This is a genomic window from Streptomyces incarnatus (assembly GCF_001027185.1).
Taxonomy (GTDB): domain Bacteria; phylum Actinomycetota; class Actinomycetes; order Streptomycetales; family Streptomycetaceae; genus Streptomyces; species Streptomyces puniciscabiei.
Window position 1 is genome coordinate 7,467,180 of sequence record NZ_CP011497.1, and the last position, 12,547, is coordinate 7,479,726.

Annotated in this window: 12 protein-coding genes; 5 read left to right on the forward strand and 7 right to left on the reverse strand. The window is 73.6% G+C overall.

The window, feature by feature from the left end; genetic code table 11:
• Positions 1-105 precede the first annotated feature (105 nt).
• Positions 106-759 carry a hypothetical protein gene (locus ABB07_RS33910; RefSeq protein WP_208902288.1) on the forward strand — a complete coding sequence of 218 codons (654 nt, stop codon included), beginning with the start codon at positions 106-108 and terminating at the stop codon, positions 757-759.
• Here ABB07_RS33910 and ABB07_RS33915 read toward each other — a convergent pair.
• Complete coding sequence (locus tag ABB07_RS33915; RefSeq protein ID WP_208902289.1) at positions 705-1,484, reverse strand: hypothetical protein; 780 nt, start codon at positions 1,482-1,484, stop codon at positions 705-707. The genes ABB07_RS33910 and ABB07_RS33915 overlap by 55 nt on opposite strands.
• A 7-nt stretch (positions 1,485-1,491) precedes the next feature.
• The gene (locus ABB07_RS33920; RefSeq protein ID WP_208902290.1) at positions 1,492-2,541 is read right to left on the reverse strand and encodes a LacI family DNA-binding transcriptional regulator; all 1,050 of its coding nucleotides are present in this window, start codon (positions 2,539-2,541) and stop codon (positions 1,492-1,494) included.
• 217 nt (positions 2,542-2,758) lie between these two features.
• On the opposite strand from ABB07_RS33920, the gene ABB07_RS33925 reads away from it, so the two are divergent.
• Positions 2,759-3,709, forward strand: a complete 951-nt coding sequence (locus ABB07_RS33925; protein WP_208902291.1) for an ROK family protein — start codon at positions 2,759-2,761, stop codon at positions 3,707-3,709.
• A 137-nt stretch (positions 3,710-3,846) separates the two neighbouring features.
• Here the strand turns inward: ABB07_RS33925 and ABB07_RS33930 are convergent, their stop codons facing one another.
• The 3 genes from ABB07_RS33930 to ABB07_RS33940 all read right to left on the reverse strand — a co-directional run bounded on the left by ABB07_RS33930 (position 3,847) and on the right by ABB07_RS33940 (position 7,236).
• Positions 3,847-5,895, reverse strand: a complete 2,049-nt coding sequence (locus tag ABB07_RS33930; RefSeq protein WP_208902292.1) for an NPCBM/NEW2 domain-containing protein — start codon at positions 5,893-5,895, stop codon at positions 3,847-3,849.
• A gap of 226 nt (positions 5,896-6,121) precedes the next feature.
• Positions 6,122-6,886: a maleylpyruvate isomerase family mycothiol-dependent enzyme gene (locus tag ABB07_RS33935; RefSeq protein WP_244189600.1), complete on the reverse strand. Its 765-nt coding sequence runs from the start codon at positions 6,884-6,886 to the stop codon at positions 6,122-6,124.
• Positions 6,883-7,236 (reverse strand): ADP-ribosylation/crystallin J1, encoded by a 354-nt coding sequence (locus ABB07_RS33940; RefSeq protein WP_208902293.1) that lies wholly within the window; start codon positions 7,234-7,236, stop codon positions 6,883-6,885. The genes ABB07_RS33935 and ABB07_RS33940 overlap by 4 nt, the downstream gene beginning before the upstream one ends.
• Positions 7,237-7,553: 317 nt before the next feature.
• Here ABB07_RS33940 and ABB07_RS33945 point away from each other — a divergent pair, with 317 nt between their 5' ends.
• Together ABB07_RS33945 and ABB07_RS33950 are read left to right on the forward strand one after the other, a co-directional pair.
• On the forward strand, positions 7,554-7,760 hold the full coding sequence (locus ABB07_RS33945; protein ID WP_244189601.1) for a hypothetical protein: 207 nt from the start codon (positions 7,554-7,556) through the stop codon (positions 7,758-7,760).
• 144 nt (positions 7,761-7,904) lie between these two features.
• Positions 7,905-8,948, forward strand: a complete 1,044-nt coding sequence (locus tag ABB07_RS33950) for an NUDIX hydrolase (protein ID WP_208902294.1) — start codon at positions 7,905-7,907, stop codon at positions 8,946-8,948.
• A gap of 23 nt (positions 8,949-8,971) precedes the next feature.
• Here the strand turns inward: ABB07_RS33950 and ABB07_RS33955 are convergent, their stop codons facing one another.
• Positions 8,972-9,676, reverse strand: a complete 705-nt coding sequence (locus ABB07_RS33955) for an MBL fold metallo-hydrolase (protein WP_208902295.1) — start codon at positions 9,674-9,676, stop codon at positions 8,972-8,974.
• 62 nt (positions 9,677-9,738) lie between these two features.
• Positions 9,739-11,094: a dipeptidase gene (locus tag ABB07_RS33960; RefSeq protein ID WP_208902296.1), complete on the reverse strand. Its 1,356-nt coding sequence runs from the start codon at positions 11,092-11,094 to the stop codon at positions 9,739-9,741.
• Between the two features lie 140 nt (positions 11,095-11,234).
• Between ABB07_RS33960 and ABB07_RS33965 the strand changes: the two genes are divergently transcribed.
• Positions 11,235-12,476: a geranylgeranyl reductase family protein gene (locus ABB07_RS33965; protein WP_208902297.1), complete on the forward strand. Its 1,242-nt coding sequence runs from the start codon at positions 11,235-11,237 to the stop codon at positions 12,474-12,476.
• The last annotated feature ends 71 nt before the right edge of the window (positions 12,477-12,547 follow it).

Sequence of the window (12,547 nt, forward strand, 5' to 3'; positions counted from 1 at the left end):
GCTCCGGCCGGTGCTCCGGTGGCCTCGGTGCCTTGCTCCGCCGGGGCTCCCGGCGTTCCCACCGGGCCGGGGTCCGCCTTGCCGTCCGGTGCCCCCACCGGGTCCATGGGCACCCCACCGGGTTCCTCCCGCCGCAAGGGCCGCGCCCTGCTCGCCGCCGGGGCCGGCGCCGTCGTCCTCGCGCTGGCCGGGGTCACCGTGGCCCTGGTGCGCGACCAGGGAACGCCGAAGACCGACTCGGCGCCGGCCGCGTCCCGCTCCCCGGCCGCGGCCACGGAACGGGCCGGCACCGCGCGGTCCCCGCAGCCGGGGAAGTCGCGCGGGGGCGGCGGGAAGAGCGCCGCGCCCAGCGGGACGGCGAGGGGCGCGGGTCACACCGAGCCGTCCTCGCCCGCCTCCGCCTCCGCCCCGGCACCGGACCACCCCTCCACCGCCCCGGGCCCGACCGGCAGTTCGGGGACCACCTCCGCTCCGGCGGCAGCCTGCCGGTCGCTCGGCGGCGGCAAGTACGACTGCGAGGTCTGGCGCACCGCCGCGTCCTACACCGCCTCCGGCACCGCGGCCGGGACCTTGAACGCGGGCACGGACTACTTCTACTGCCAGGCGAACCTGGGCCGCCGGGAGACCTACGGCCGGTGGACGAACGTGTGGTGGGCCAAGACCGACGACGACAGCGGCAACACCGGCGTCTACGTCAGTGACGTCTACCTCAAGGGCGGGAACAACGACCAGCCGGTGCCCGGGCTCCCGGCCTGCTGACCGTCGGCGTACGGCTCGAGACCCGACTCCGTTACCCACTTCTGCTCGGCGAACAGCCGGGTGCCCCGTGCGCAGAGCCCGGGGTCCCGGCGGGCCCGCGCGCAGAACTCCTCCGGCGTGACCCCGAACAGCTCGCGCAACGGAGCCGATCCCACGAGGAGTTCGCCGAGCAGGGCGCGCTGGTCGCCGGGATGCGGGCGCGGCGCACCGCTTCCGTTGTGCAGCACGCCGTGCCGGTTGACGTAGGCGTACGCACCGGTCAGCCCGGAACCGTCCGGCAGCTCGATCCGCACCTCGGGCGCGGGCAGCCAGGCCCGCCGGAAGTGCGGCTCGCTGGCGTCGATCACCTCCAGCTGCGGACGGTCCAGCCAGATGACGAACAACTCCCGTAACGAGCGCGGTGACCTGACGGGGGACGCGGAGACATAGCCCAGGCGGCTGACGTGCGCCGAGACGCCCACGTCGAGCCCGGACACCCGCGACCGCACCATCGGCACGGGCGAGTCGATCCCGAACTCGTCCATCTTGTGCCGCAGTTGACCGGGACAGGCGTTGGAGCCGACGGCGAGCACCGGCACCCGGTCGTCGTACACCAGGCGCTCCAGCGGCAGCATCCGGTCGCCGCGCAGCAGCCCGGAGTCGGCGGGCCAGGCGCCGGGGTAGGTCAGCGGATGGTCGCGGGGAGCGCCGGCGAGGCCGAGCTCCGCCAGGGTGCGGCCGGTCACGGGCGGCTCAGTCGGCCGGCGGCAGCTCGCCCGAGCCGCGCGTGATCAGCCGGGTGGGCAGTTCGATGCGCTCCGGTGCGACGAGGCTGCCGTCCAGCTGACGGAACAGCCGCTCGGCGGCGGTACGGCCGAGGGCGGCCGCGTCCTGGGCGACGACCGTGACACCCGGCTGGAGCAGATCGGCCAGTTCGATGTCGTCGAAGCCGACGAGGGCGACCCGCCGCGACTGCTCGGCGAGCACCCGGATCACGGTGACGGTCACCCGGTTGTTGCCCGCGAAGATCGCGGTGACGGGGTGGGGCCCGGAGAGCATCTCCTCCGCCGCCCGGCGCACCCGCTCCGGGTTCGTCTGCCCGAGGGACATCCAGGCGTCCTCCACCGGTATCCCCGCGTCCTCCATGGCCGCCCGGTAGCCGCGCAGCCGCTCGGCGGCGGTGTGGATGCGCGGCATGTCGCCGATGAAGCCGATCCGGCGGTGGCCGTGCGCGATCAGATGGGCGACGCCGCCCCGGGCACCGCCGTAGTTGTCGGAGAGGACCACGTCGGCGTCGATGCGCCCGGCCGGACGGTCCACGAACACCGTCGCCACGCCCGCCCTGATCTCCGGTTCGAGATAGCGGTGGTCGTCCCCGGCCGGGATCACCACCAGACCGTCCACCCGCCGGGCGCACAGGGCCAGCGCCAATTCCTGCTCGCGCTCCGGGTCCTCGGCGCTGGAGCCGTTGATCAGCAGGGCGCCGTGGGCCCGGGCCACCTCCTCCACGGCGCGGCTGAGCGGGCCGTAGAAGGGGTCGGCGAGGTCCTCCAGGACCAGGCCGATGCTCGCCGTACGGCCCTTGCGCAGCACCCGGGCGCTGTCGTTGCGGCGGAAGCCCAGCGCGTCGATCGCCTCCTGCACCCGGCGCTCGGTGTCCGGGGTGACGCCGGGCTCGCCGTTGACCACCCGGGAGACCGTCTTCAGGCCCACACCGGCCCGCGCCGCCACGTCCTTCATGGTCGGGCGGTTGCCGTAACGGGTCCCGGAAAGGCTGTCTGTGCGGCGGGTGGTCTCGGGCACGATGCGGGGTCCTGTCCTGTCGTACGACTTGTCCGACTTGTCAACGGGATGGTGCGTCGATCCTCGGTTTGTATGAGGATGTGGCGTCGAGCATAGAGCCTGGACAACGTTGTCAGCTGCGAGAGACACTGTCCAGCGCTGTCCCCGGCCTGCGCCCCCACCGCTTGACCGGCCTCCTTTTCTTGGTTTGCAAGCTTCAACGGGGAGTCTGACTCTGATGCACACCGACCTCGTGGCGGCCCTGGACATCGGCGGTACCAAGATCGCCGGCGCGCTGGTGGACGGCGACGGACGGATACTTGCCCGGGCCCAGCGCGGCACGCCCGCCCAGCAGGACGGCGAGACGGTCATGGGGGCCGTCGAGGACGTGCTCGCCGAGCTCGCCGGGTCACCGCTGTGGGACCGTGCCGGCGCCCTCGGCATCGGCAGCGCCGGCCCGGTGGACGCCTCGGCGGGCACGGTCAGTCCGGTGAACGTGCCGGGCTGGCGGGACTTCCCCCTGGTCGAGCGGGTGCGCGCGGCCGCCGGCGGGCTGCCGGTCGAGCTCATCGGCGACGGCGTCGCGATCACGGCGGCCGAGCACTGGCAGGGGGCCGCGCGCGGCCACGACAACGCGCTGTGCATGGTGGTGTCGACCGGGGTGGGCGGCGGCCTGGTCCTGAACGGGCGGCTGCACCCCGGGCCGACCGGCAACGCCGGTCACATCGGCCACATCAGCGTCGATCTCGACGGCGACCCGTGCCCGTGCGGCTCGCGCGGCTGTGTGGAACGGATCGCGAGCGGCCCGAACATCGCCCGCCGGGCCCTGGAGCAGGGCTGGCGGCCCGGCCCCGACGGCGACACCTCCGCCGCCGCCGTGGCCGCCGCCGCCCGCGAGGGCGACCCGGTCGCCGTGGCCTCCTTCGAGCGGGCCGCGCAGGCGCTCGCCGCCGGCATCGCGGCCACCGCGACCCTGGTCGAGATCGACATCGCCGTGATCGGCGGCGGCGTCGGCAAGGCGGGCGACATCCTCCTCACGCCCCTGCGCAAGGCGCTCACCGACTACGCGACCCTCTCCTTCGTCCAGCGGCTGACGGTCGTGCCGGCGCAGATGGGCACGGACGCGGGACTGGTCGGCGCGGCGGCGGCAGCGCTGGCGCGGAGGCCGGACGCCACGGCGGGGGTGTGAGCCGGGGTTGGGTGGAGCCACGGCGCGCATGCGGGTGCGGCGGCTGCAACTCCCCAGGGGCGCGGCGAACTGCGCGACCAGCCCACCACACACCCGCACCCGGCAGACGGCCCACAGGGCAACGGCGCTTCTGCCGCTCAGCAACTCACCTGTACCTTCGCCCAGTCCGCGTGGTCGGAGTCGTTGCCGTCTCCCGCGTCGGTGACGACCAGGTCGATCACCTGGGCGCCGGTGATGCCGGCGGTGAGCGGCTGGGCCGGCATCGTGTTGGTCAGGACGCCGGTCGAGGCGACCTTCGTGCCGTCGGCCCAGATCTCGAAGGTGACGGTTCCCTTCGCGCCCTTCTCGTCGTCGACGCCGACGTCCGCGGTGACCTTGTCGCAGGCCTTGCCGGTGTAGAACGAGACGTCGCTCGGGGCGTGGACGCCGAGGCCCTTGGCGTACACGGTGCCGCCGATGGTGATCGGGTGACCGTCACCCGCGGCGCTCTCCCCGTTGCTGGTGTCGCGTTCCACCGGCCCCCAGCCGCTGGTCGCCGACAACCAGGGCAGGTCGCTGAGGTACGACGTCCCGGCGGGCGGCCGGACGACGACGGACGCGGTCAACGGAAGGGTGCTGGTGACGCCTTGGCCGGACGGTGAGAGATAGCGCGCCTGGAGAGTGAGGCCGTATGACCCGGTCGCCGTTCCGGGCGGTGCGGTGACGCTCCAGCCGGTACGCAGGGTGCCGCCGGTGCCGAGGGCGGGGGCCGAAGTCGGCGATGTGGGCCGTACGGTCCACCCGTCGGGGCCGGTCAGGGACACGGACACCTGCCGCGCGGCGGTGCGGCCGAGGTCGGTCACCGTGCTGGTCAGCGTGGCCGGCGTCCCCGCCGCCACCAACGGGCTGCCGTCCAGGCCCAGTTCGGCGGCGGGTGGATACGCGGCCCAGTGGGAGTCGGCCGAGACGCGCAGCAGGACCGTGCCGTGGGCGGGGACGGCCGCCGCGATGGTGCCGGCGGTGTTGTAGCTCCTGTGCTCCCACAGGTCCCGCAGTGTGTACGCGGAGGCGTCGGGAAGGCCGACGGCGGCCGCGGTGGTGGCGATCCGCTGGGCGGTCCCGGACTCGTTGAACAGGGCCACGGCGCGGCTGCCGTCCTTCATCTCCTTGGCGATCACCCAGCGCCCGCCCGCCGAGGAGACGACCGTCCCCTGCTTGCCCAGCGGGTCCTGGTCGACGGCGACGACCTCCTTGTTGGCCAGGATGCCGAAGGTCGCGGGTGAGGCCTTGCGCAGGTCGGTGCCGATCAGCAGCGGCGCGGCCATGACCGACCAGAGGGAGAAGTGCGAGCGGTACTCGGTGTCCGTCATGCCGCCGTTGCCGACCTCCAGCATGTCGGGGTCGTTCCAGTGGCCGGGTCCCGCGTACGGCGCGAGCGGCAGGTTCTGCTTCAGGATGGACAGCATCGAGCCCCAGCTGTCGCTGATGTCGCCCGTGGTGCGCCACAGATGACCGACGCCCGACGCCCACTGCCAGGGTTTGTTCTCGCCCCACTCGCAGATGCTGTAGACGATGGGCCGCCCGGTCGCCTTGAGCGCGTCGCGCATGGTCGTGTACCGCTGCTTGGCGTCGACACCCTGGTTGTTGCAGTTGTCGTACTTCAGGTAGTCCACGCCCCAGTCGGCGAACTGCCGCGCGTCGCTGTACTCGTGGCCGAGCGCGCCGGGAAAGCCCGCGCTGTTGCAGGTCTTGGTGCCGGCGCTGGTGTAGATGCCGAGTTTGAGGCCCTTGGAGTGGACGTAGTCGGCGACGGCCTTGATGCCGTTCGGGAAGCGGGCCGGGTCGGGCACCAGCTTTCCGGCGGCGTCGCGCTGCGGCAGGGCCCAGCAGTCGTCCAGGTTGACGTACTGGTAGCCGGCGTCCTTCAGGCCCTTGGCCACGAAGAGGTCGGCGATGCCCTTGACCATGCTCTCGTCGAAGTCGGCGCGACAGTGGGTGGAGTTCCAGTTGTTGAAGCCCATGGGCGGGGTGAGGGCGAGACCGTCGGCCAGGGCGGGGGCCGCCGGGGCCGCCGGGTCCTGGGTGGGGGCCGCCAGCGCGGGGCCGGCGAGGCCCGCCGCGCACAGCAGGCCCGCGGTGAGTGCTCCGACGACTCTTCGGCGGGTGGTGCGGGTGGTGCGGGGTGTGCCGGTGTGAGGGTGACGCATCGTTGACGTTCCTCCCGACTCGCGAAAGGTGGCTGACGGCAGGGCGGTGCCTGGGCGTCATATGGGTGTCAGCTGTGCGCGATTACGGTAGGACGTGTCTGACTCTGTTGGAAGAGGTGTGACCCGACCGCTCGATGTCCCCTCAGATCCCGTCAGAGGGCTTGACGACAGGATGGTTTGGCTCCTTGACCACTGTCCGGTGTTCGGATGTGTTCGCTTCCGGCGTTCACGCCTCGTCGTCGACGCGGCCCCAGCCGGGCAGCGGCGGCTGCGGCCACGCGGGCGGGTCGGGGAGCGCAGGGGCCGGACCGCCGATCGTCAGCACGCCGGCGGGGGTTCGTCCGCTGAGCCAGCCGAGCACCTGGTGCCCGGCCCCGGCGACCGAGGGTCCCTCCGTCGCCATGGACCAGCGCCGGCCGAGATCCACGGCCGCCACCGAGGCCAGCGGAAAGCCCTGGATCCGCAGCGTGGTGAGGGTGTCGTCCAGCGCCCAGGAGACATAGCTGTCGGGCCACTGCGCGGTGCCGTGGCCGACGCCCAGGTCGAGGTGATGCGTCTCCAGCTCCCGCAGGCAGCGCAGCAGGAGGTACCGGGCGGGGTGCCGCCAGCCGGCCAGCGCGGGCACCAGACGGTCCCAGGCGGGGGCGGGCAACGCGCGCGCCTGCGCCGCGAACCGGTCCAGGCTCTCGCGCAGCAGGGTCGCGAGCCGCCCGGCGGACAGCGCCGCGTCCCGCTCGATCGCGGCCGACAGCGTCGCCGCGTCCGCGCGCGGCCCCGGTGCGCGGCCGGTGTGCGCGAGCCGCAGCAGCCAGACATAGGCGTCGACGCTGTGGGCGACGTGGGCGAGCACCTGGCCGCGCGTCCATCCCGGCAGCCCCGACGGGGCCAGCAGCCCGGCGTCGGACAGGCCGGCCGCGGCCCGTACGAGCCGGTCGCCCGAGCGTACGACGTCCTCGACGCGTTCGCCCACGCGGTGCGCGGCGGGGTTCACCGGAACTCCCGCACGACTTCGATCCGTCCGACGACATGGGCGTTGAACTCGTCCAACTCCTCGGCCGGGACCCACAGTTCGAGGATCGTCTCGCCACCGGCCTGCCGGACCGGATACCGGGCGAGGAACTCCGTGTCGACCTCGAACCGGGTGACGAAACCGGCGCCGTCGTGCTTGACGTTCCAGTCCCGGGCGATGCGGATCGCGTAGTCCTCGTTGAGGACCGGGTAGAAGATCGGCTGCTCCGGGAGCCGCGGCGGCCAGGCCCGCCAGTCGAGCGCGCGGACCAGCTCCAGTTCCCCGGGGCCCGTCGGGCGCCAGAGGGTCGTCGTCAGGGGCCGGCTGGTCATGTCGGTCTCTCCGGTCGGGGCCTGTCGTGGCCGGCGGGCAGGTCGGGACGTCGGACGTTACCGGGCGCACCGAGAAGCGGACCAGCGGATTTCGGCAGGGCCGGCAGCTTTACGGCGCCGCGAACAGCCTTGTCAGTACACGGTGATGGGCGGCTGCCCGCTCCGCCCGGGCCTGGTCGACGGGCGATGGCGGGCACATGACGCGCTCGGGCCGAGCAGTCCGTCCCCGACCCGGCTCCCCGCCCGGCCGGTACCCCTTGCTCGTCCGCTCGCAGGTATCCGCGTGACCCCTGGCCCCCTCGGCAGTTGATCAGCGCATGAAGAAGCGCAGCATGCTCGCCATCGCCACCCTGGCCACCGGATTCGTCGTGGCCGCCGTCACCCCCTCCCACGCGGCGGACAAGGTGTCCACCGGGCTGCCCGTCGACGGCCTGAACGTCTCGGACACGCTCGACTCGGCCGGCGGCCACCCGGTCACCCTGGACGGTTTCACCTTCGACGACCAGCCCCACGGGCAGCAGTAGGCCCGGCGGCCCACGGCGCGCGTGCCGGTGTCCCCGGTCCTCGGGGGCACCGGCACCGCCGTTCCGGCGCCCTCACCGGGCCGGGGTTTCCGTGGCAGGGTGGAGCGGGCAAGCCACAGGGGGCCAACACAAGAGGGGGAGTCCGTGACCGTCGTCTGGATCAACGGCGCGTTCGGTGCGGGGAAGACCACCACCGCACGGGAGCTGATCGAGCTGATCCCGAACAGCACGCTCTTCGACCCCGAGGTCATCGGCGCGGGGCTCACGCACCTGCTGCCGGCCAAGCGGCTCGCCGAGGTCGGTGACTTCCAGGACCTGCCGATCTGGCGCCGGCTCGTGGTCGACACGGCGGCCGCGCTGCTCGCGGAGCTGGGCGGGACCCTCGTGGTGCCGATGACCCTGCTCCGCCAGGAGTACCGCGACGAGATCTTCGGCGGCCTCGCGGCCCGCAGGATATCCGTGCACCATCTGCTCCTGGCCCCGGCCGAAACGATCCTGCGCGAGCGGATAGCCGGCCGGGAGGTGCCGCCGGACCTGCCCGACGGGGAGATCCGGACTCGGCAGTGGGCCTACGACCACATCGAGCCCTACCGCGCCGCGCTCGCCTCCTGGCTCACCGCCGACGCCCACCTCGTGGACACCAGCGCCCTCACCCCGTACGCCACCGCCGTCCGTATCGCCGACGCCGTCGGCAGCGGTGCCGTACCGCCCTGCGACATCGTGCAGACCCCCGAGCCGACCGCCGAGACCCTCGCCGCCGGGGTGCTGCTCTTCGACGAGCAGGACCGGGTGCTCCTCGTGGACCCCACCTACAAGCCCGGCTGGGAGTTCCCCGGGGGTGTGGTGGAGCGCGGCGAGGCACCGGCCCGCGCGGGGATGCGCGAGGTCGCCGAGGAGACCGGGATACGGCTGCGGGAGGTGCCCCGGCTGCTGGTCGTGGACTGGGAGCGGCCGGTGCCGCCCGGCTTCGGCGGGCTGCGGCTGCTGTTCGACGGCGGCCGGCTGGAGTCCGGCGAGGCCTCCCGGGTGCTGCTGCCGGGACCGGAGCTGCGCGGCTGGCGCTTCGCCACCGAGCAGGAGGCCGCCGGGATGCTGCCGCCGGTCCGCTACGAGCGGCTGCGCTGGGCGCTGCGGGCCCGCGAGCGCGGTACAGCGCTGTATCTGGAGGCCGGGGTGCCGGTCGGCTGAGCCGGTCGCCGGTGGCCGTGCGATCAGCGGGCGCCCTCCGCCTCGCGCAGAGCGCCAGCGGCGCCGCCCACGACCGGGTCTCCGTGCCCGAAGCACGCCACGTCCGCCTCCAGCTCCGCCAACCGCCTGAGCGAGGTGAGGAGTTGGGGTCGGTCGAGGTTGAACACCCCCGGCCTCACCGACCGGTCGACCGGCGAGGCCGCCACCGTGTCCCCGGTGAACAGCACGCCCGCCTCGGGCAGGAACAGCGCGATGCCGCCGTCGGTGTGCCCCGGCACGTGGCTCACCCGGGCGCCCCCGCCGAAGTCCAGAAGGTCGCCGTCCGACACGCCGGTGACCGCGGCGGGCGGCACCGGCGCACCGTCGGGGAGGTGCTGGACCACGGCCGCGTGGATCGGCACCTCCCAGTCCTCGAACCGCGGGGGCGGGCCCGGGAGTTCACCTCGTACGATCGGCGCGTCCAGGTGGTGCGCCAGCACCTCGGCGCCGCTGAGCGCGGCGAACTCGCCCGCCCCGCCCGCGTGGTCCTCGTGGAAGTGGGTCAGCACGATCCGCCGTACGTCCCCCGGTGCGCGCCCCAGCCGCCCGACCGCCTCGGCGATGGCGCGCCCGGCGCCGACCGTGCCCGCGTCGATCAGCGTCAACTCCTCGTCGTCGCACCAGAGACAGGCCTGTCCGACGGGGAAACGCAGGAGACGGAGCCGGGGGAGAAGCTCGATGACGTCCATGCGCCGACCGTGGGCGGCGCCCCCGCCGGTGGGCGGGGGCGCTCTGCCGACGGCAGAAGGGCTCAGCCCGCCGCGTAGTTGCGCAGGAACAGCGCCTCGGCGACCGACAGCCGCTCCAGCTCCTGCGGGGACACGCTCTCGTTGACCGCGTGGATCTGCGCCTCCGGCTCGCTCAGGCCGATGAGCAGGATCTCCGCCTGCGGGTACAGGCCGGCGAGGGTGTTGCACAGCGGGATGGAGCCGCCCTCACCGGCGTACTGCATCGTCTCGCCCGGGTAGGCGACCGCCATCGCGTCGGCCATCGCCTGGTAGGCGGGGCTGGTGGCGTCGGCGCGGAAGGCCTGGCCCTGGCCGATCTGCTCGGTGGTGACCCGGGCGCCCCAGGGAGTGTGGGCCTGGATGTGCTCCTGGAGCAGCTTGGTCGCCTCCGCCGCGTCCACCCCCGGCGGCACCCGCAGGCTGATCAGCGCGCGGGCGCTGGAGTGCACGGACGGGGTGGCACCGACGACCGGCGGGCAGTCGATGCCGAGGACGGTGACGGCCGGGCGGGCCCAGAGGCGGTCGGCGACCGAGCCGTCGCCGATCAGCCCGACCCCGTCGAGCACCTTGGCGTCGGCGCGGAACTGCTCCTCGGTGTACTCCAGGCCGTCCCAGGTCCCCGTGGCGTCGAGACCGTCGACCGTCGTCGAGCCGTCCTCGGCGCGCAGCGAGTCCATGACCCTGATCAGCGCGGCGAGCGCGTCCGGGGCCGCACCGCCGAACTGGCCGGAGTGCAGATTGCCCGCGAGGGTGTCGATCCGCACCCGGACCAGGGTCATGCCGCGCAGGGTGGTGGTGACCGTCGGCAGGCCGACGCGGAAGTTGCCCGCGTCGCCGATCACGATGGTGTCGGCCTCCAGCAGCTCCGGGTGCTCCTCGGCGTAGCGCTCCAGGCCGCCCGTGCCCTGCTCCTCCGAGCCCTCGGCGATCACCTTGACGTTGACCGGGACGCCGCCGTTCGCCTTCAGGGCGCGCAGGGCGAGCAGGTGCATGATCACGCCGCCCTTGCAGTCGGCGGCCCCGCGCCCGTACCAGCGGCCGTCGCGCTCGGTCAGCTCGAACGGCGGGGTGGTCCACGCGGCCTCGTCCAGCGGGGGCTGCACATCGTAGTGCGCGTACAGCAGAACCGTTTTCGCACCCTCCGGGCCCGGCAGGTAGCCGTAGACGGACTGCGTGCCGTCCGGGGTGTCCAGCAGGGCCACGTCGACGAATCCCTCGGCGCGCAGCGCGTCGGCGACCCAGCTCGCGGCGGCCTCGCTCTCGCTCCTCGGGAACTGGGTGAAGTCCGCCACCGACTTGAAGGCCACCAGCTCGGCCAGTTCCGCCTTCGCCCGGGGCATCAGCGAGGCGACGGTCTCGGCGACCGGATTCGACGACATGGGCACGCTCCTCGTGGGTGCGACGTTGCACAGGTTGAACAGGGTAGGTAACCCGATACTCCCACAGTGGCCTGCGACGACCGCCGCCGTAGGATGCGGGGGACACCACGGCAGCGGCTTGATCGGAGCGGTAGACCAACGTGAGCGGCGAGAACTCTTCGGCGGACGACGTGCAGAGGGTGTGGGACGTCGTCGTGGTGGGCGCGGGACCCGCGGGGGCCTCGGCCGCCTACGCGGCGGCGGTCGCGGGACGCCGCGTGCTGTTGCTGGAGAAGGCCGAGCTGCCGCGCTACAAGACCTGCGGCGGCGGGATCATCGGACCCTCGCGCGACGCGCTGCCGCCCGGCTTCGAGCTGCCCTTCCGTGACCGGGTGCACGCGGTGACGTTCTCGAACAACGGCCGCTTCACCCGCACCCGCCGCTCCAAGCAGATGCTGTTCGGTCTGATCAACCGGCCGGAGTTCGACCAGCAGCTCGTCGAGCACGCCCAGCAGGCGGGCGCCCGGCTGCGTACGGGCGTCACGGTGCAGCGGGTCGAGCAGCACGGTACGGCGGTCCCCGACCGGCGCACGGTCGCCGTGGTCCTCCAGGGCGGCGAGACGGTGCTGGCCCGCGCGGTCGTCGGCGCCGACGGCAGCGCCAGCCGCATAGGAGCGCATGTCGGGGTGAAGCCGGCCCAGGTGGACCTCGGTCTGGAGGCGGAGATCCCGGTGCCGGAGTCCGTCGCCGAGGACTGGAAGGGGCGGGTGCTCATCGACTGGGGCCCGATGCCGGGCAGTTACGGCTGGGTGTTCCCCAAGGGCGACACCCTGACGGTCGGTGTGATCTCCGCGCGCGGTGAAGGCGCCGCCACCAAGCGGTACTTGGAGGACTTCACCGCCCGGCTGGGCCTGGCCGGCTTCGAGCCGGCCATCTCCTCCGGGCATCTGACCCGCTGCCGCGCCGACGACTCGCCGCTGTCCCGGGGCCGGGTGCTGGTCTGCGGTGACGCGGCCGGGCTGCTCGAGCCCTGGACCCGCGAGGGCATCTCCTTCGCGCTGCGCTCGGGCCGGCTCGCGGGGGAGTGGGCGGTGCGCATCGCCGAGGCGCACGACGCGGTGGACGCCCGCCGCCAGGCCCTGAACTACGCGTTCGCGATCAAGGCCGGGCTCGGCGTCGAGATGAGCGTCGGCAAGAGCCTGCTGACCGTGTTCGAGAGGCGCCCCGGCCTCTTCCACGCGGCCCTCACCGGCTTCCGCCCCGCCTGGAAGGCCTTCCGGGACATCACCCAGGGCTCGACCTCCCTGGGCGAGATCGTCCGCACCCACCCCGTCGCCCAGCGCGCCCTGACCGCCCTGGACCGGGGCCGGGCGGTTCCGGCCGAGGAGCCGGCCGGATCCTGACCGGACCGGCGGGAGATGCGCGCGGACCGCGCCGCTGTGGGGGACGACGCCGGTCCGCAGCCGGGAGCGCC